This window comes from Nostoc sp. DSM 114167, from assembly GCF_052692655.1.
In genome coordinates, this window is record NZ_CP195116.1 from 2,672,425 (window position 1) to 2,692,712 (window position 20,288).

The window sequence follows — 20,288 nt, forward strand, 5'->3', positions numbered from 1 at the left end:
GAGTTGATATATCGCCATTTTTGGAGGCAATCTTCAGTGCGCGTCAATATTTAGCTAGTAGTCTGGCAAGCCAACTTTGATGGGTAGAGGTTGGGTAAAGGGTAAAGCGAAAAGGGTAAGGGATAAAAAACCTTTTCCCTTTTCCCCTTGCCCTTTACCCCGCCAAGTTGCCTTGGCGTACTACTAGTGGTCTATCGCATTAATTTTGCTAGGTTTGTAGTGAGCGATTTATCGCTCAAATCAAGGACTAAAGTTTTTACTACGAACTTTTATAACCCTTCAGAATTAATGAGACAGACCACTAGTCTGTTAAGCGCAAACGTCGAAGCGATCGAGCATCATTACCTTGTTCCAGACCGCAACGAAGTCCTTGACCATACGCTCGTGACCGTCATCAGCGCCATAGACTTCAGCAATTTGACGAAGTTCCGCGTTCGAGCCGAAGATGAGATCGCAACGTGTCGCGGTGAACTTCGTTTCGCCCGTTTTGCGATCGCAGATGTCAAAAAGCATCTCGCGATTGTCAACAGGCTTCCACTCGTAGTCCATACTGGTCAGAACACGGAAAAAGTCATTGGTCAAGACACCCGGTCGGTCAGTGAAGCTACCGTGCTTTGAATGATCCCAATTCTGATCGAGCGCCCGAAGTCCGCCAACTAGAACCGTCCATTCGGGCGCGGTCAGCGTGAGGAGCTGCGCTCGATCCAGGAAGATACGCTCTGGCTTCACCTTATAGCCAACCGCCTCATTGTGATAATTTCTGAAACCATCCGAAACTGGCTTCAGCCAATTAAACATTTCAACATCTGTCAGCTCCTGAGTCGTATCCATCCGCCCCGGAGTAAACGGGACGGCAACAGAAAGTCCAGCCTCTTGTGCAGCCTTCTCGATCGCAGCACAACCACCGAGGACGATCAGGTCTGCGATCGAGATTTTTTTGTTGCCCGACTGAGCGCCGTTAAAGTCCGCCTGAATTTGCTCAAGGGTCGATAGCACCTCGCCGAGTTCCTGCGGGCGGTTCATTTCCCAGTCTTTCTGAGGATTGAGGCGAACGCGCGCCCCATTTGCGCCGCCACGCTTGTCGGAATGGCGGTGACTCGATGCCGCTGCCCAAGCGGCTGACACGAGCGCCGAAACAGAGAGTCCACTTGCTAAAATTTTATCCTTGAGAGACTTGATATCGGCGGCATCAACGACATCATGATCCAGTGCCGGAATTGGATCTTGCCAGATCAGATCTTCCTCTGGGACTTCCGGACCAAGATAGCGCGTTTTCGGACCCATGTCTCGATGGATCAGCTTATACCAAGCACGCGCGAACGCATCGCTGAAGTAATCGAAGTCATCCAAGAAGCGCTGACAAATCTCGTGATAGACTGGATCGACCTTCAAGGCAATGTCCGAAGTCATCATCATTAACGGATGTTCAACGCCCGGTTGATGGGCATCTGGTGTCTTCGGCGCATCAGGATTGCTCGGCTTCCACTGAATGGCACCTACTGGACTTTTTGTCTGTTCCCAATCGTACTTAAAAAGATTGGTTAAGTAACTGTTGTCCCACTGGGTTGGATTTGGAGTCCACGATCCTTCGATCCCGTTCGTCATTGTATATTCGGCAAACCCAGTGCCTTCAGGGTTCTGCCACCCTAAGCCCATCGCCTGAATCGGCGCGGCTTCCGGTGCTGGACCGATCTTGTCCGGCGAGACCATGCCGTGACTTTTGCCAAAGGCATGACCACCTGCAATCAGCGCGACAGTTTCTTCGTCATTCATGCCCATACGCGCAAACGTCTCGCGAATGTCTCGCGCCGAGCCATGAGGGTCGCCTTCGGCGTTTGGACCTTCTGGATTGACGTAAATTAGCGCCTGGTGCGAAGCTGCTAGCGGGTTCTCAAGGTCGTAGTATTCCTCGTTCGGCTTCCCAACCCACCGAATCGTGCGAGTGACCATCTCGTCAGGATGACCAGGGTGTTCCTTGATATCGTCAACCGGATCGCCGTTCCAGAACTCCGGCCCCCAGTATGTCGCGCGATCTGCCTCCCAGGCATCAATGCGACCGCCACCAAAACCGAAGGTCTTAAACCCCATGATTTCGAGCGCGCAGTTGCCAGTCAGACTCATCAAATCAGCCCAGCTTATTGCCGCACCATATTTCTGCTTGATGGGCCAGAGCAGCCGTCGTGATTTATCTGTGTTCCCATTATCCCACCACGAATTGATTGGTGCAAAGCGTTGCATACCCTGACTCGCTCCGCCCCGACCGTCTGCGATCCGGTAGGTGCCTGCTGAGTGCCACGCCATGCGAATCATTTGAGGTCCATAATTACCATAGTCGGCTGGCCACCAGTTCTGCGAATCGGTCAGCAGCGCTTTGATATCGCTCTTCAACTGTTTAAAGTCAATCTTCGCGAAGGCTACTTTGTAATCGAAATCTCGCAGCGGGTTAGCTTGGGGCAAATTTTGGTGAAGCAGTTCGACCTGAAGTCGGTTCGGCCACCAATCATCAGTTTGCGGCTTGGAACCGAGCGCACCGCCAATGCGGCTTCCACGGAAAGGACATTGTGCAGGAGGGGTGACAGGGTTGTTATTCATAAAGTCCAATCTCTTCTCAATACCGTTGCCAAAATAAGAGGATGAAGAGGTAGGGCGTTTCGTAGTAGAGTTATTGTCTCTCACAACGACAACTCAAAAACCACTTGCCGCCCATGCCCGATATCTTATCATTGTTACAATGCCTGCTGCCGCAGATAAACGCTACAACGATGCGTCGTAAGGATTCAGGTGGCAGAGTATTGACAAAGGGGACGCTTGGGGTAGAGTATCACAATCATCAACCTCAACGCGCCTCAACAAATCGACCGGGAAAGTCTTAACCAGCTGTCCAAAGAAGAGTTGGTGGATATCATCATTGAACAGGCGATCGCTTTAATATTCATATAGATGAAACACTGAACGCTCTCTTCGTTTGGCTGTGACAAAACGTAAGATTAGTGGTGGTTCCCGTTCGATGGAGCGGTTTTGTCATACTGCTAATTTGTTGACAGTGGTGCAGACTTATCGCCGTCAAGGTAGGTCTGTTATTGATTTTTTTTGCACAAGCTCTAATTGCTGACTTTAATAATTGTCTGTCTTGCCCTTCTTTACTTCCCCAATATTAGACCTGAATCCTTACATAGATCCGACAGTTCAGGCAAAGCGTAGTAAAGTAAAGTAAGAAATCTCAAGGTGCGTATAGGTATGAGAACCTACGGATTATAAATTTAACAGCATATACAGCAGTAACCTCGATCGCTCCCAAAGCAAAATTGTCGCCATGACTAACTCAACTCCAATGGATGACGAGAAAAAGCTCCCCAAGAAGAAAGGCAAGTCGCTTCCTCCCAAGCTGATTATCTGGCTAGGAAAGTTTGTTTGGACGACTATGTGGCAGATAATGATGTCAAATCTGGCTCCTCGTAATCAGTCGGGAGCATATATTCGTCCTAATAGCCAGTTTCGCAAGTTCATCGGTACAGAATCAGGGAATCCCCACCCACCAGCAACGGGGCGCTACAAACTTTATGTTGGGCTGGGCTGTCCTTGGGCGCATCGAACTTTGGTTGTGCGATCGCTTAAAAAACTCGAAGCTGTAATATCAGTATGTATCGTCTCTCCTTCTCCCATTGAAGGCGGTTGGATATTTAACGATGAAGTTGAAGGTTGTCGCACACTGGCTGAATTTTATCAGAAGGCAGAACCCGGCTACAGTGGACGCTCGACAGTACCAGTACTATGGGATAACCAAACAAAAGCGATCGTTAATAATGAGAGTTCAGAGATTATCGTCATGCTGAACTCTGAATTTAACGAATTTGCCAACAATCCGACGCTAAACCTTTACCCAGAAGAACTTAAAGAGAAAATTGACTGGTGGAATGAGAAGATTTATCACACTGTAAATAACGGTGTGTATCGCTGTGGCTTCGCCCAAAGTCAAGAAGCATACAATCAAGCCTGTAATGAACTGTTCGCAACTCTTGATGAGATTGAACTTGCATTGCAGACTAATCGCTATCTCTGCGGTGAACATCTGACACTTGCAGATGTGCGGTTATTTACAACATTATTTCGGTTTGATAGTGCCTACTATGGGCTGTTTAAATGCAATCGGCAGCGAATTCGAGACTATCAAAATCTCGGAGCTTATCTGCGTGACTTGTATCAGCTTCCGGGTGTGGCTGACACTTGCGACGTAGAAAGCGTGAAGCGGGACTACTACGGAAACCTATTCCCACTCAATCCCGGCGGAATTATCCCCAATGGCCCTGATATGTCCTATCTTAATCAACCACATGAGCGCGATCGCATTGGCAAGGTAAATGCTTCATGAACCAGATTAATCGAGTTGCTATTGTCGGTGGAACTCATGGCAATGAGTTTACAGGAGCCTACCTAATCCAGAAATTTGCTCAGTTTCCCGATTTAATTACTAGACCGAGTTTTGAGACAGTCACCCTGTTAGCAAATCCTCATGCTTTTGCCGCTGGGAGACGATATGTTGAGAAAGATTTAAATCGCTGTTTTCTCAAGCAAGATTTAGAAGATCCGACTCTAAATAGTTACGAAGATTTGCAAGCTAAATTAATTCAGGATACCCTAGTATCAAATAAGGATAAACAAGCAGATTTCATCTTAGACTTGCACAGCAGTACAGCTAATATGGGTTTGACAATTATTCTTGATAATAGTCATCCTTTAAATTTAAAATTGGCTGCTTATCTGAGCCAGATTAATCCTTTAGTTAAGGTTTATCGCTGTTCTTTTAAATCAATTGCAGAAAACCCATTTGTAAATTCTCTGTGCGAATTAGGTTTTGCATTCGAGGTTGGCCCAATTGCCCAAGGACTTTTAAAAGCAACGCTGTTCCAAGAAACAGAGGAACTTGTTCGCGCCCTTCTAGACTACTTAGAACAGTTTAATCAGGGTAAAATTCCATCAAATAATGAAACGTTGATTCTCTATGACCATTTATCAGTTGTAGACTACCCAAAAAAACCCGATGGTACAATCTTTGGAATGATTCATCCAGAGCTTCAGGATAAGGATTATCAAGCCTTGAACCCAGGAGATCCAATTTTTCTAACTTTTGACGATAAAACAATTGTTTATGAAGGTGCATCTACTGTTTGGCCAATTTTTATTAATGAGGCAGCTTACTACGAAAAGGGAATTGCCATGTGTTTAACCCAAAAGCAGCAAATCAACATCTAAGATGTGGATAAAGTTTTTGGATAATTGCTTTTAATCGAAGTGATGATAAAAATTGAAGATGAAAATTATTAATAACTTCATATATTTAGCGCAATCACTAAAAACTATTTATGTTATATATATCTTAGTTATAATATATTACCGCTCGGTAATTAAGTATCAGGGTAAAAAGTCGTCAAAAGGTTTGATAAAATCGATATCAAAGGAGCGTTGAAAACCTATTATCTAATTGATTGGCAATATTTTTTAGAGAAGTAAATATAAATCTAATCCACTAATCTAGGCAATGTCTATGAAATACTGCTTTGAAAGTAACTCTTTGTTTTAAAAAGGAGGAAATGCAAACATTCAGGCTTGAGCTTTATTTTAAACTCAGCCCTGAGTCGAACTATGGAAATTCACTGATAAAATTCAAATTTAACAATATAATTTACGCTTAAAATTGTCTAAATACTTGAACTCATAATGAAAATTAAGCAAAAAAGAAACAAACCAATAGCCAGTCTTTCCTTAGATTTAGATAATATTTGGTCTTATTTAAAAAATCAGGGCGCTCCGGGTTGGCAGACTTATCCTTCTTACTTGGATATCGCAGTACCTCGTTTCTTAGATATTCTCAAGCAATGGGATTTGACAATCACAGTATTCATTGTCGGTCAGGATGCAGCGCTAGAAAAGAATACCAAAGCAATACAAGCGATCGCTAGCGCCGGTCACGAAATTGGCAACCACTCATTCTATCACGATCCTTGGCTACATCTGTATTCAGAGAATGAGATTGAAGAAGAGGTGGCACTGGCCGAAGAACATATCAAGCGCGTCACTCATCAACATCCTATCGGCTTCCGGGGGCCAGGATACAGTTTTTCTCCAGCAGTTTTGAAAGTCTTAGCACGTCGGGGATACGAATATGATGCTTCGACTTTTCCTACATTTTTGGGCCCCATAGCACGAGCATATTATTTAATAACTTGTAAATTGAGCAAGGAAGAACGTAAAAAACGGGAAGCGCTGTTTGGCGGTTTTAAACAGGGTTTGCAGCCTCTAAAACCTTACCAGTGGAAACTAGATAAGGATAAGCTAACTGAGATTCCCGTTACCACCATGCCAATTTTTAAAGTGCCAATTCACTTCAGTTACATAATGTTTCTGAGTACATTTTCTTCGGAAGTGGCGTTACTCTATCTGCGAATTGCCCTATGGCTGTGTAAAGTTACACGCGTCCAGCCTTCTTTGCTACTCCATCCTACAGATTTTGTAAGTCAAGAAGATGTGCCAGAACTCTCATTTTTCCCAGGTATGAGTGTCCCTACCTACAAAAAGCTGGCAATAGTGAACAAAAGTTTAGCAATTATATCCAGTCAGTTTAATGTTTTAACTGTTGGACAACACGCTAAATTTGCAGCCAATGCACCGAAACTACCTATATTAGTGCCTCAAAAAAGGTAAAAATATCATCTATGCGATTATATTAAAAGAATTCAGAATTCAGAAGTCAGAATTCAGTTGTCGTAGGGGTACAGCATTGCTCATTGGTGTCAACTTCAGCTAAAAGCTAGTTTTAGGCTGGCTTTGACCCTAAGTTGCAATGAGTATTGCTGTGCCCCTACCACATAGTATATTTAGGTGAAAATAGCATCTAAATTTGCACAACAAAATCTAATGTGGTGAGACTGGGCGGACTATAAACCCATAAAAACTTTAAATCGATCGCTATTTCCACAACCTGGTAGGCTTTAGGTTTGTAGAATAACCGCTCATTAATTTGTACAGTGCGTCAGTCCTAGTAATATCCAGCAGCTAAAGCACAATGAAATTGTCAGGAATTTTACTGAACCATCAACACACTAAATATTACTAATATATACATAAATATTGTCAGGATGCTGAATATGTCAGATATGCCGCTTCAGTGCAGAAATTTGAAAGAGCAGGTTGAATCTATATTACAACTATTACAACAAGAACCAACGCTACGTTCCCAAGATATTACACCTGTACGAACTTCTTTAAGTAAGGCGATTTCTCCGAAGTTTGAAATTGTATTTGCAGGTGCGTTTAGTGCTGGAAAATCAATGCTAATCAATGCACTATTAGAAAGAGAATTACTCTACAGTGCAGAGGGACACGCTACAGGTACAGAATGCAAAATTGAGTATGCAGAAGTAGATAAAGAACGTGTTGTTTTGACATTTTTAAGTGAAGCAGAGATTCGAGAACAAGCAGTTTCTTTGTGTCAGCAACTAGGATTTAAAACAGTAGCTAATATTAACCAAGCTGAGGTAATTAACTTGCTACGTCAAGGTTCTGAAGCGATTATTCAGCACGAAGGTGGTGAGAGTCAATCAGAACGTGCAAAACAGGCGAAGGCGTTAATGTTGTTGCTAGAGGGATATATAGCAAACCGCGATCGCATTAGCACGGTAACTAATGCTACATATTCAATGGAGCAATTTAACTTTTCCAATCTCAAGGAAGCTGCTGGATATGCCCGTCGTGGTAGTAATAGTGCGGTATTGAAGCGAATAGAATATTACTGTAACCATCCTCTGTTACAAGATGGTAATGTAATTATTGACACACCTGGTATAGATGCGCCAGTAGAGAAAGATGCTCAACTAACTTATGCCAAAATTCAACATCCTGATACTTCGGCGGTGGTGTGCGTGCTAAAACCTGCTTCGGCGGGTGAGATGACAAAAGAAGAAACCGAACTTTTGGAATTAATGCGGGAGAATGGGGGAGTACGCGATCGCGTTTTCTATGTCTTCAACCGGATCGATGAAACTTGGTATAATACTCAGCTTCGGCAACGATTGGACGATTTAATTAGTGGGCAATTTGCCAATTCCAGGAAAGTTTATAAAACCAGTGGATTATTAGGATTTTATGGCAGTCAGATTAAACAAGCAAGCTCACAAGATAGATTTGGTTTAGATTCTGTTTTTGCAGAAAGTATTAAAGGTTTAGATGGTAAAGAAGAAACACCACAATTTGTCTATGCGTTTAATAACTACTGTGTAAATTCCGGAAAGTTATCTTCCAGTAAATTCCGTGTTTCAGTGAACGGCTATGAAACTCCAAATCAAAATTATGTGCGGATTCTAGGCGAGTGGGGAAATGAACTGATTGAAAAGCTAATTCAAGATAGTGGAACTGAAGAATTTCGCACAGCTATTACTCGTTATCTTACCGAAGAAAAGCGTCCCCAATTATTTAAAAATCTTGCTGATGATTTGGAAGATGTTTGTATTAAGCTCAAAAAACATTATCAGAACGTCCAACGCGATTTAGATAGTCAGCCCCAAGAAATTGAGACGATGAAGGCGCAAGAGTTGCAACACCTAAATCAGCAACTACAGCAAATTGGCAGAGAATTTAGCGAGCATATCAACGAAGAAGTTAACCATGTAATTAATAGTTCTTGTGATGCTTTTGAAGCAGATTTTAAGCAATTGCAATCACGAATGATTCGCCGCTTAGATGAATTGCTAGATACTTTTTCTGTAGCTTCTGCTTATCAACGTGCAACCATCAGTCATCCTCGCAATGCTACTGCACCTTTAATTGCTATTTTAGTAGAGGCATTTTATTACTTAGCAAATCAATTAGAAGATATTTTGATTGAATCTTCTCAGCAAGTAGTTGCAAATTATTTTCAGCGGTTGATTGAAAAAGTTCGCAAGTCAGAATATTATCGCCAACTGTATCGTTTATTAGATAATGATGGTGGTATTGAACAAGAAATCAGAATTTTAGAAAAAGGAGTTGCTCAAGCATTATTTAGTGCAGCGAGTGTAGAGTGCGATCGCTTTGTGCGAGAAAGTCCTAGATTTTACGATGAAGGTACTTTTTCTATATATCAATTTCGCCAAACTTTATCACAAACTTCTCAAGGTTATGACGCTGAAAGTATCGTGGAAGCAGAACCAGCCATTAGGCAGTTATTGAAGTTAGATTTTGAACCAAAAGTTTCCCAAACTATTCGCAAATCTTTCCGTCAAACTATCAATCAAACCCTGAAAAGTCAGTTATTGCCAATGGCAGAACAGCAAGCAGATGAAATTTTGCAACAATACCCACAAGCTCGTGCTTATTTAGAGAAAATATTAGAACAAGAAGCCGAAGAAAAAATTGCAAATAATCGCCGCTTGTTAAATATCGTTGAAGAAAATATTGCAGCATATAATTCGGCAGTTTCTAGTATTAATAGTTGTTTGCAGGCGATGCAATTATACGATCGTCTTTTGCCTGTCATTGGTGATTTATTTACTACTGATGCTAAATTCGCTAATAATGGATTTGTGATTTCAGATATGGTACAAAAGGTTTAATTTTACATATCGCAATCCTATTTAATTTGTGAAAATTCGCGGTATCCAGATCCCCGGCTTCGTAAAAGTTGTCGGGGATCTAACTTTTTAGAATCCTCATCCCCAACAAAATAGTTATGAATATCAAGCGTCGGAAATTTCTTGCAACCTGTGGGCTGGCTACCTTAGCCACTCAAATACCAACACTTACCGCCCAAGGTAAGCCATCTCTAAACACCATCCGTAAGCCGCCCCGTCTACAACCTGGCGATACCGTAGGATTGATTTCGCCTGCGGGTATCGTTGACGCTAAAGACATTGAAGCAGCGCAGAAATCAATTTCACAGTTAGGGTTAAAAGTTAAGCTGGGGAAGCATATTTTAGATCGTTACGGCTATTTAGCGGGTAAAGACGGCAATCGCGCCCAGGATGTAAACTTGATGTTTAGCGATCGCACTATAAAAGCAATTATTCCGATGCGTGGTGGTTGGGGCTGCAATCGCATTTTACCTTTACTCAATTACTCGCTGATCCGCTCCTATCCGAAAATTATCATCGGTTACAGCGATATTACAACGCTGTTGTTAGCAATTAATGCCCGTAGTCAAATGGTTACTTTTCATGGCCCAGTTGCTACGTCTACCTGGAATCAATTTACAGTGGATTACTTCAAGCGCATCCTATTTAATGGTGAAGCGGTGACTATGCAAAATCTCAACCCTAGCGAAGTGCGGCTGGAGATAATCGCACCGGGAAAAGCGAGGGGTAAACTGGTGGGTGGAAACTTGTCAGTCCTATCAGCGATGGTAGGTTCACCTTACCTACCTACTTGGAACAAAAGCATTCTGTTTGTGGAAGAAGTTGGCGAGGATGTTTATCGTATAGATAGGATGCTGACGCAATTAAAAACTGCTGGGATACTTAATCAAATTGCTGGTTTTATCTTTGGGCAATGTACTAAATGTAGTCTTGGAGATCAACCGTCATTTACATTAATGCAAGTATTGCAACAACACATCCTTCCTTTAGGTATTCCTGCTTGGTACGGTTCAATGATTGGTCATATTAAGGATAAATTTACCTTGCCAATCGGTGTAGAAGTAGAAATAAATGCTGAACTTGGGACAATACAAATGTTAGAGGCGGCTGTTAGTCTTGTTTAACGCGACATATCTTATGACTTTTAAGAAGGTTTTACTACGCAAAACCGTCCCTCTCCGACTCCTACCGCGTACACACAAATCTTTTAGAGTTGTTGCGTAACGTAAGATAAGTTAATTTTTGCAGGTCGATGCATCATATCATGTCCGCATAATTAGTTATGCTAACCACAGTTAATACACCCACCCCCAGCCCCTCCCCGCTTGCGGGGAGGGGAGACAAAGCATAGCTTTGGCGGGGGTGGGGTTCTTCGGGTTTAATAAGTAATCAAGCGGACTTGATATCAAACGTGCAGGTCAATGCAACAAAGGTGCAGGTCGATGCAACAAAGGTGCAGGTCAATGCAACAAAGGTGCAGGTCAATGCAACAAAAGTGCAGGTCAATGCATCAAAGGTGTAGGTCAATGCATCAAAGGTGTAGGTCAATGCATCAAAGGTGTAGGTTGATGCATCAAAGGTGCAGGTCAAAAGACTTGTGTGTATACCGTAGCCGACTCGAAGAGGGACAGACTTTAACTTTAGTTCAAAGCAGAAAGAGGTGTATTGAACTCAAGTTTCGTTTAAGCCTCGAAAGTAAATCAGCCGCGCCATAGTAATTTTGATTAAGATTTTGATAGACAGTATGCATTTCTCCTCGCTATGTTACGCCTAACAGAAGTAAAGCTCCCGCTCGATCATCCTGAAGATGATATCAAGACTGCCATCCTCAAAAAGCTGCAAATTACAGATGAAGAATTGATCGGTTATTCCATCTTCAAGCGTAGCTACGATGCCCGTAAGAAAGGAGAGATCGCTCTTGTTTATATTTTGGATGTAGAAACGACTCAGGAAACTTATCTACTCAAGCGCCTGAAAAAAGATCCCCATGTAATGGTCACGCCAGACATGAGGTATCGCCCAGTGGCAAAAGCACCGAGCAATTTGGCGATTCGCCCCATCGTGATTGGTACTGGGCCTTGTGGCTTGTTTGCAGGTTTGATGCTGGCACAAATGGGCTTTTGTCCCATCATTTTAGAACGTGGCAAAAAAGTTCGCGATCGCACCGTTGATACCTTTAACTTTTGGAAGAAAAAATCAGATTTCAACCCAGAATCCAATGCCCAGTTTGGTGAAGGTGGGGCGGGTACATTTTCTGATGGCAAACTCTACAGTCAAGTCAAAGATCCTCAGCATTATGGACGCAAGGTACTAACCGAACTCGTCAATGCAGGAGCCTCACCAGAAATTCTCTATATCAACAAACCGCATATCGGCACCTTCAAACTAGTGGGAATCGTCCAAAGTATGCGTGCTAAAATCGAATCCCTCGGCGGCGAAATTCGCTTTCAAAGCCTAGTGGAAGATATTAACATCGAAAATGGACAGGTGCGGGGAGTCACCCTCGCCAGTGGGGAATATATCGCCAGCGATTATGTAGTTCTGGCGGTGGGACACAGCGCCCGCGATACCTTCCAAATGCTATTTGAACGCGGGGTTTACATTGAGCCGAAACCTTTTTCCATCGGCTTTCGGATCGAACACCCCCAGACTCTCATCGACCAATGTCGTTTCGGCGCTCAGGCGGGTCATAAGCTTTTGGGTGCTGCCGATTACAAACTGGTTCATCACTGCCAAAATGGTCGTTCTGTCTATAGTTTTTGTATGTGTCCGGGGGGCTTGGTAGTTGCAGCTACATCAGAACCGGGGCGAGTCGTTACCAATGGGATGAGCCAATACTCTCGCAATGAACGCAATGCCAATAGTGCGATCGTTGTGGGCATCACTCCCGAAGATTATCCAGGAAATGCGTTAGCAGGAATTGACTTCCAACGACGCTTGGAAGAACGAGCTTTTGAATTGGGCGGCAGGACTTATGAAGCTCCAGGACAGTTGGTGGGAGACTTTCTCAACCATCGTCCTTCGACAGCATTGGGCACTGTTACACCGTCTTATACACCTGGGGTACACTTGGGCGATCTGAGTCAGAGTTTACCAGATTATGCGATCGCCGCCATTCGTGAAGCCCTTCCCGCTTTTGACAAACAAATTAGAGGATTTGCGATGGACGATGCCGTGTTGACTGGGGTAGAAACCCGCACATCATCACCGATTCGGATTAAACGCCAAGAGGATTATCAAAGTTTAAATACAATCGGTCTTTATCCAGCTGGTGAAGGCGCGGGATATGCAGGGGGAATTCTCTCGGCTGGTATCGATGGTATTAAAGTGGCGGAGGCGGTAGCTTTAAGTATTTTGAAAAATTGTAATTAGTAAAATCTAAAATAGTGAATGCGATGCCGAAGGCGGTAAACTACGCAGTCTCAGCATCCGATTTGGAGTTGACAGGGAGCATAAAATAGTTCTAATCTAACCTGAAGTTTTGTAGGTTGGGTGCAGCGATAGCGTAACCCAACATAAAATTTGGTGGTAATGTTGGGTTGCGTTTCACTCCACCCAACCTACAAAAATATATGTTTTAAAAAACTCTAGGTTTCAACGTAGATGAGGTTTAATTGGCTTACTGAGTATAGATATTCCTGATTTGTACACAAATGACTTCTATATTGTACTAGCCCTAATGTCTTTTTTTAGTCAATACATTAAGTGCATTTATAACAGCTTGATTTAACTATTGATAAGTTCTGGCAGTTTGCGAACGTAATACGAATTATTTAGCCTTGGGTGTTTTTATTCTTATTTGTACCCCCTGAACATTTACAATTAATTTCATGACAACCTAATTAATGCCTCACACACTTACAGGTGTGATGCATATAAACTCACAATTCACTGGGAACATTAATTTCATGGCAACAGAATTATAGGAAGGATGAACAAATTAAAATATTTTTCTATCTTATTTTTATCTATCGTTTTGATGGACGGAGCGACTATAAATATTTTTGCTCAGGCTGCTGGAACTAAAGTTTTAGTAACGGCTCAAAAGGAATCTCTCAACAAATCTGATATTGACAAAATTATCGCTTTTTACGAATGGGCCTTTTCAGGAAAATTCACTAACGAACAGCGTAATGAATATCAATCAATAAAATTAAATGAGTTTCGCAAAGACCCAGATGGAACTAGAAAAAGCATTCACAATCTAATTTCCAATTATACACAAGCTCTTGCTAAGAACGAAGAGGAACAAAGCCGGATTCGGCAAGCATTTAACAAAGAATTTGTCGGGCAATTACGAAATTTACCGAATGATGCGGAAGCTAAACTTTTGCTGTCTGTTTACGATAGTGCCCACGCGGGCGAAACTGCTTCAAATAATACTGATGATTCATCCAGTAGCGTTGGAGAGATTTCGTCGTTAGTTGGAAAATGGGTTTGGACGCGTACCGGAAACAGTGCTATAAGTACGAATGGTACATATATCGGCTCGAACGGTTCGCGTTTCACTTATCAATTTCTGCCGAACGGAACGGTCGAATTTACAGGAATAATGAACGTAATGAACGGCAGCTGCAACCAGCAAATTTTCCAATCTCGAAAAGGAAAAGCCAGTCTGAGCGGTAGTACGATGACAATTAACTGGTCTCCAGCAACTTTCACTCGTGACTTTTCGTGCGACAGAGCGAATAACTACACGAAAACTTTGCCTGCGGAAAACGAAACTTATCAGGTGAAATTCAAAACCGATCTAGGTCAGAAACAGCTTTGTCTGATCGGCAAGGATGAAACCTGTTTCAGCCCGACAAATTAGGCCAAATAACAAAGCCAGCTTTATTTGTTTACTCAAGTAGCTAGATTGGAACGCACCACCAACTAAGCTTGCGGCTCATGTCAATTTTTATATCAAGCCCCACTTAGATACTTTCGAGGTAGGGCTTTTATTTTTATGTCTGGAGTCGATATGCAATCATGTATCAAGCGCGATGGCGTACACGCCCTTTCCGGTGGCGATCGCACTGGGGAATTTAGCCGAACGTTAAAGCTGGTTCTTCACAGAAGTTAAATAGGGCTGACTCACTTTCTGATTCATCTTCAAAGACAGCAGATATGTACCATTCACAGGGCGAATCATTCGTATATTCAGCCCAAGCAATTGTTACTGTTTCACCCGATGGAATCCCTGAATCACTCAAGGTAAATGAGGCCCACTCTTCATCATCGACAGATACCCACAACTCTGTAATTGCTTGTTCGGTATCATTGGTAACGGTAAACGTGAATTGATCTGACATAAATAGCCCCTTAGCTATAAATTGCAGGTTGTCAGTCACCGATTATACTGTCACTTTTTTAAAACGTTGTCATGCAAACTGCCACAATATAATCCCAGAAGTAGTTTCAAGTTTTTTTTAACTAAATTTAAATTTGTTAAAGAGTATTAAAAATATCACAGGTAAGACGCGGTGAATCGCCGTCTCTACGATCTGACAGAAATAGTTGAGAGCGATCGCTTCTCCAAATAGGCGCAGTCAGGGCGTTTCACAGGCTGTCCCTAACTTCTTCGAGCAACTTCTCTAAAAGGGACATGTTAATTCTAATATCAAGCCCCACTTAGATACTTTCTAGCTAGGGCTTTTGTTTTTATGTCTAAAGTCGATATGCAATCATCTATCAAGTGCGATCGCAGTGCAGAATTTATTTGATTGTTAAATCTGGTTCTTTACAGAAGTTAAATAAGGCCGACTCAGTTTTTGATTCATCTTCAAATACAGCAAAAATGTACCATTCACAGGGCGAACCATTCGTATATTCAGCCCAAGCAATTGTTGCTGTTTCACGTGATGGAATCCCTAACTCACCCAAGTTAAATGAAGCCCACTCTCGATCGTCGGCAGATACCCACAACTCTGTAATTGCCAATTCAGTTTTATTGGTAACGGTAAAGGTGAATTGGTCTGACATAAATAGCCTTGCCTTCTAACGATAAATAAATTGCAGATTGTCAGTCATTGATTATACTGCCACTTGTTTTAAAAGTTGTTACACTAACTGCCAAAATATAGACTTACAAAAAGAGTATTAAAAATATCAGCAATTCAGATTGAGTTTATTGAGATAGCCAATGCCATGCAACAGCAGATTTAAGTCGCGGTTCTCACAAACTCCGACAAGACAGCACATCCCCAGTGTCACCAAATTTTCAAACAATGTATTTTTTACTGAGCAAAAGTAGTTGAGAGCGATCGCCTTAAAGATACTACAAACCGAAAATCGCAAAATCCGATCGATTGTGTCTTAATACAGTTTTGCATAAAAGCGTAGCATTTTTAATGTAAGGGGATGCATCGACATTGCATCGGGATGCATCGACATTGCATCGGGATGCATTGGCATTGCAGGGGGATGCATCGGCATTGCATCGGGATGCATTGGCATTGCAGGGGAATGCATCGACATTGCATCGGGATGCATTGGTATTGCAGGGGGATGCATCGACATTGCATCGGGATGCATTGGCATTGCAACGTATTGCCAAATTTAGTTTGCTACGAATTAATGAAATGCTGTACTTAATACAACTCATACTTCATTAACTGACAAGGCAGCGTTCCGTTATACACCGCAATTCGCCGGGATGATTTTAGTCCAATCGATTGAGACAGTTCTTTGTTGCCACTGAGGACAAATGCAGTCCAGCCTTTGAAGCGTTGTTTCAGCACATCGCCCAAAAGTTTGTAAAATGCCCCTAAATCGCTATCTCGCCCCAGCCGTTCGCCATAAGGTGGATTGCAGAATAAAATCCCACTATCTGCGGGGGCGACAACATCAGCAAGTTCCATTTGAGAAAACCATACATAGTTATCAACACCGCAATTTTGAGCATTGTTAATCGCTTGCTCGATTATATTTTCATCGCGATCGCTTCCCCAAATAGGTGCAGTCAGGCTATCAAGTTGGCTGTCCTTAGCTTCTTGGAGCAGTTTTTCTAAAAGGGATAAATCAAAATCGAGCCAAGTTTCAAATCCAAAGGATTCGCGAAACAGTCCTGGTGCGATATTCAGTGCTTTTAAGCAAGCTTCCAGGGGTAAAGTGCCAGATCCACACAGAGGATCGTAGAACATCTGGTCTGGTTGCCAGCCTGAAAGCTGAATGAGAGCCGCAGCGAGAGATTCCTTGAGAGGGGCTGCTCCCACCGCCGGACGGTAGCCTCGGCGATGCAAACTATTTCCCGAACTGTCGAGTTTAACGGTACAAAAATCGCGTTCAATATGAACATTAACCCGCACATCTGGATCGTGAAGCTCTACATTTGAACGCTCGCCCAGATTTTCTTTTTGTTGGTCAACGATCGCATTTTTGACCTGGAGAGATGTAAAGTGGCTGTGGTTGAGGCGATCGTTTTTGCCCGTGACATTCACCGCCAGCGTCATATCTGGCGTCAGATAGTTTTGCCAATCGATAGTTTGGATACCGCGATAGAGATCCTTAGCATCAAGGCATGGAAACTCATTGATGTTCACCAAGATTCGGAATGGCAGCCTAGCCCAGAGATTGACGCGATAAAGTAAAGTGCGATCGCCCTCAAAGGCTACACCGCAAAACCCCGGCTCTACGGAATGGGCACCCAGTTGCTCTAACTCTTGAGCCGCGAGGGTTTCTAATCCGCGAGCAACCGTTGCAAAATACTGATTCATCCTCTAATCCAAAGCATTATCTTCACTGCTCACCCATTGACGCACTTTAGCTTAACTTATATCTTGTAACATTCTCTCTCGTGAAGTCTGCAACTATGAAGAAGGGGAAAGGGGAAAGGGAAGGGGGAAAGGTGAAGGGGGAAAGGGGAAAGGGCAAGGGGGAACTCCATATTTAAAAATAGGGGTTTCAAACATCGACGCTGCTAAGTTATCGCACTACGTGTCTCAAAAATCTTCTTTTAATATTCTCCATATTTAAAAATAGGGGCTTTATACCGTCTGGGGAAAAGTTTTACTCTTTTTTCCTTTACCCCTTTCCCTTTCCCCCTTTCCCTTTCCCCCTTCCCCTTCCCCTTTTTGACAAATATTTTTTGAAAGAGATTATATTTTTTTCAGTTTAAGTACTATCTTAAATCAATTAACCTTGCTAATATCAAGCTGAAATAGCATTCAGACACTTTGCAATACAACCCATCAATAAAAATAATCAGAGGGAAAAACTGTGAGTTTAGTATCTGATATTGTTCTGCTGCAAGACTTAACATCTTCATCTAATGAGGGTGTAGTCCAGCTTAAAGCCGTACTTCCGGCGACGGTAAATCGCTTAACCAACCCGAAGTTAGCAAATATATTTGGTGATGACCTAAAATTTGGTATTGCCTCTTTCAAGGATAAGCCACTTGTGCCATTTGGGGGTTACGCTGACTATGTATATCAACCAGAAGTCGCTTTGACAAATAATGTCACAACAATTAAAGACAAAATCTTTGGCTTTGAAGCTTTTGGTGGGAATGATGGGCCAGAATCGCAATTATTTGCACTCTTGTTCGCTGCTTTAGATAACGGCAATCTTGGTTACAGAGTAGGTTCATTTCGTGTTGTGATAATAGCCACCGATAGTATTTATCACGTTGCCGGCGATCGCGCCGCAGTTATTCCAAGTGATACTATTGCCAATAATGGAGATGGGATAGCTGATGCTTTTGAAGATTATCCACAGGTCGGACAAGTAAAAACTGCGCTAGAAGCAAATAACATTATTCCAATTTTTCTAACTACGAGTAATGTTGCAGCCAATTACGAGACACTAGTTACCCAACTTGGTCGAGGTGGTGTACTGACTGTTGGTTCTACAAGCGAGAATCTTGCTGATGTCATAAAAGAGGCAGTTGCTCGATCTAGAAATGCGATCGGTACTGATGTCGCTACAACCAAGGGAGACGACACCTTTAGTTCAGCGAATTTTTCAGCTGGCGATAAGGTTATTTTTGCTGGGGATGGCGATGACAGTATTTCGCTTTCTGGTGTTATTGGTAATCATTACATTGATGGGGGAGCAGGTTCTGACATCCTTTTTGGTGGAGCTGGTGCAGATATCATAGATGGGGGTAGTGATGACGACAACCTTCTGGGGGGCAAAGGTGATGATATTCTTTTTGGCAGTAGTGGAAAAGATATTCTGAGCGGGAATCAAGGGAACGATTACCTACAGGGAGATAGTGGGGACGACTTACTAGAAGGAGGTGCTGGTGCAGATAAGTTTGGATTTGCAACAGGATCGAAGTTTAATATTAGGGAACTCGGAGTTGATGTTATTACTGACTTTAATCCTAAGCAAGACAAAATCCAATTATCTAAATCTACCTTTACAGCTCTAAGTAACTCGGTCTTCCCGACTCAATTAAATTCCGCAGACTTTGCCACAGTAACAAACGATACTTTAGCTGCAAGCAGTAGTGCAGCGATCGTTTATAATAGCGCAAATGGTAGTCTATTTTATAACCCTAATGGTTCGGCGGATGATTTTGCTGAGATTAATTCCGGGGGGAAATTTGCACAATTGGATGCTATTTCTTTTCCTACTCTAACTACCGCTAGTTTTGAGGTAGTTTTGTAAGGTTTGTGTCTGATTTCGAGTCCTGCATTTTGTAACTCATTTACCTAAAAACTGCTTTAACCAAAAAAGGAGGCTATCATCAGGAGCAAATTAAACGGTATATTTTCAAGATGCCTCTGCTTAACTCAATAGAATACTATCTATTTGAACCATTTTAAAAAGTGAGATCCTCTCAAATAAAGGAATTAAACTGAGATTAATCTATATTTTTCTAAAATCAATCATTGTCTGCCGATAAGCATCTGGCAAACCTGTATCAAAACACTTGCCTTTAACAACATATCCTGTCATTCCCTCTTCCTGACGCAATTGTTCAAGACAAGATGTTAACTGAAATTCACCTCGTTCTCGAAAATTTTGGTTGATATGTTCTGCGAGAAAATCAAAAATTTTCGGCGTTAGTAAATATAAGCCAAATATACATAAAAAATTATTTTCTGATATTCCCTCTACACGTAAATGCTGTTGTGCATACTCAATAGTCGGTTTCTCATACAGTTGGGTAACTGACAAAATCGAGTTTAACTCTTGCCAAACTCCTGTTACACACCCAGCTTGATGAATAATTTCTGCTGGCATTGTCGTTAAGCCAATAACGTTTTGATTAACTTGTTCGTAAACATCTAAAACTTGACGCGCACAAGATTTTTCAATGTCAGATGCATAAATGTGGTCGCCCAACATGAGCAAAAACGGCTCATTTTGTACCCAATCCTTGGCACAAAATACTGCATGACCATAGCCTAATTGTTCTTCTTGTAACAAAATGGTAATTCTGCTACCTAAATCTTCGAGATATCGGCTATATTCTTGATTTTGTGGTGAAAGCTTTTCTAAAAGTTCTTTTTTGGGTGGGTTTTTCAAGAAATCTGCAAATATTTCTTTGTCATCCGGCTGCACCACAATCCCTACTTCTGTAATTCCAGCACTAATTGCCTCTTCAATAATTGCAAGAATCACAGGTTTTGCCCTACCATCTCGATCGATAATTGGGAAAAGTTCTTTTTTGACAACTTTAGTAGCTGGAAACAAACGAGTACCGAAACCAGCTACCGGAATTACAGCTTTTCTAACTTTATTTTTTTGCATAAA

The 20,288-nt window shown here is 42.3% G+C and carries 14 protein-coding genes and 1 pseudogene; 10 read left to right on the forward strand and 5 right to left on the reverse strand.

What is annotated here, in order from left to right; all coding sequences use genetic code 11:
* Positions 1–309 precede the first annotated feature (309 nt).
* Complete coding sequence (katG, locus tag NSTC731_RS11475) at positions 310–2,592, reverse strand: catalase/peroxidase HPI (RefSeq protein WP_445630907.1); 2,283 nt, start codon at positions 2,590–2,592, stop codon at positions 310–312.
* Between the two features lie 358 nt (positions 2,593–2,950).
* On the opposite strand from katG, the pseudogene NSTC731_RS11480 reads away from it, so the two are divergent.
* The 8 genes and pseudogenes from NSTC731_RS11480 to NSTC731_RS11515 form a co-directional block, all read left to right on the forward strand.
* Positions 2,951–3,158: pseudogene (locus tag NSTC731_RS11480) on the forward strand (IS66 family transposase); the annotation flags it as partial.
* A gap of 155 nt (positions 3,159–3,313) precedes the next feature.
* A complete protein-coding gene (locus tag NSTC731_RS11485) occupies positions 3,314–4,369 on the forward strand; it encodes a glutathione S-transferase family protein (protein ID WP_445630908.1) in 1,056 nt (351 codons plus the stop codon).
* A complete protein-coding gene (locus NSTC731_RS11490) occupies positions 4,366–5,250 on the forward strand; it encodes an aspartoacylase (protein WP_445630909.1) in 885 nt (294 codons plus the stop codon). The genes NSTC731_RS11485 and NSTC731_RS11490 overlap by 4 nt, the downstream gene beginning before the upstream one ends.
* A 465-nt stretch (positions 5,251–5,715) precedes the next feature.
* A complete protein-coding gene (locus NSTC731_RS11495; protein WP_445630910.1) occupies positions 5,716–6,699 on the forward strand; it encodes a polysaccharide deacetylase family protein in 984 nt (327 codons plus the stop codon).
* 443 nt (positions 6,700–7,142) lie between these two features.
* Positions 7,143–9,584: a dynamin family protein gene (locus NSTC731_RS11500; protein ID WP_445630911.1), complete on the forward strand. Its 2,442-nt coding sequence runs from the start codon at positions 7,143–7,145 to the stop codon at positions 9,582–9,584.
* Between the two features lie 116 nt (positions 9,585–9,700).
* A complete protein-coding gene (locus NSTC731_RS11505) occupies positions 9,701–10,726 on the forward strand; it encodes a S66 peptidase family protein (protein ID WP_445630912.1) in 1,026 nt (341 codons plus the stop codon).
* Positions 10,727–11,363: 637 nt separating this feature from the next.
* A complete protein-coding gene (locus tag NSTC731_RS11510; RefSeq protein ID WP_445630913.1) occupies positions 11,364–12,974 on the forward strand; it encodes an NAD(P)/FAD-dependent oxidoreductase in 1,611 nt (536 codons plus the stop codon).
* Positions 12,975–13,533: 559 nt separating this feature from the next.
* On the forward strand, positions 13,534–14,415 hold the full coding sequence (locus tag NSTC731_RS11515) for a hypothetical protein (RefSeq protein ID WP_445630914.1): 882 nt from the start codon (positions 13,534–13,536) through the stop codon (positions 14,413–14,415).
* Between the two features lie 214 nt (positions 14,416–14,629).
* Here NSTC731_RS11515 and NSTC731_RS11520 read toward each other — a convergent pair whose 3' ends face one another.
* Together NSTC731_RS11520 and NSTC731_RS11525 are read right to left on the reverse strand one after the other, a co-directional pair.
* Positions 14,630–14,896, reverse strand: a complete 267-nt coding sequence (locus NSTC731_RS11520; protein WP_179067371.1) for a hypothetical protein — start codon at positions 14,894–14,896, stop codon at positions 14,630–14,632.
* 403 nt (positions 14,897–15,299) lie between these two features.
* Positions 15,300–15,566, reverse strand: a complete 267-nt coding sequence (locus NSTC731_RS11525; protein ID WP_445630915.1) for a hypothetical protein — start codon at positions 15,564–15,566, stop codon at positions 15,300–15,302.
* 389 nt (positions 15,567–15,955) lie between these two features.
* On the opposite strand from NSTC731_RS11525, the gene NSTC731_RS11530 reads away from it, so the two are divergent.
* A complete protein-coding gene (locus NSTC731_RS11530; protein ID WP_445630916.1) occupies positions 15,956–16,198 on the forward strand; it encodes a hypothetical protein in 243 nt (80 codons plus the stop codon).
* Here the strand turns inward: NSTC731_RS11530 and NSTC731_RS11535 are convergent.
* Entirely contained in the window at positions 16,175–17,299 is a 1,125-nt protein-coding gene (locus NSTC731_RS11535; RefSeq protein ID WP_445630917.1) for a THUMP domain-containing class I SAM-dependent RNA methyltransferase, read from the reverse strand. The two genes, NSTC731_RS11530 and NSTC731_RS11535, sit on opposite strands and share 24 nt — an antisense overlap.
* Positions 17,300–17,801: 502 nt before the next feature.
* Here NSTC731_RS11535 and NSTC731_RS11540 point away from each other — a divergent pair.
* Positions 17,802–19,196 (forward strand): hypothetical protein, encoded by a 1,395-nt coding sequence (locus tag NSTC731_RS11540; protein WP_445630918.1) that lies wholly within the window; start codon positions 17,802–17,804, stop codon positions 19,194–19,196.
* 201 nt (positions 19,197–19,397) lie between these two features.
* On the opposite strand, the gene NSTC731_RS11545 is transcribed toward NSTC731_RS11540, so the two are convergent.
* Positions 19,398–20,285, reverse strand: coding sequence for a sugar phosphate nucleotidyltransferase (locus NSTC731_RS11545; RefSeq protein WP_445630919.1), 888 nt, complete (start codon positions 20,283–20,285; stop codon positions 19,398–19,400).
* Between the last annotated feature and the right edge of the window lie 3 nt (positions 20,286–20,288).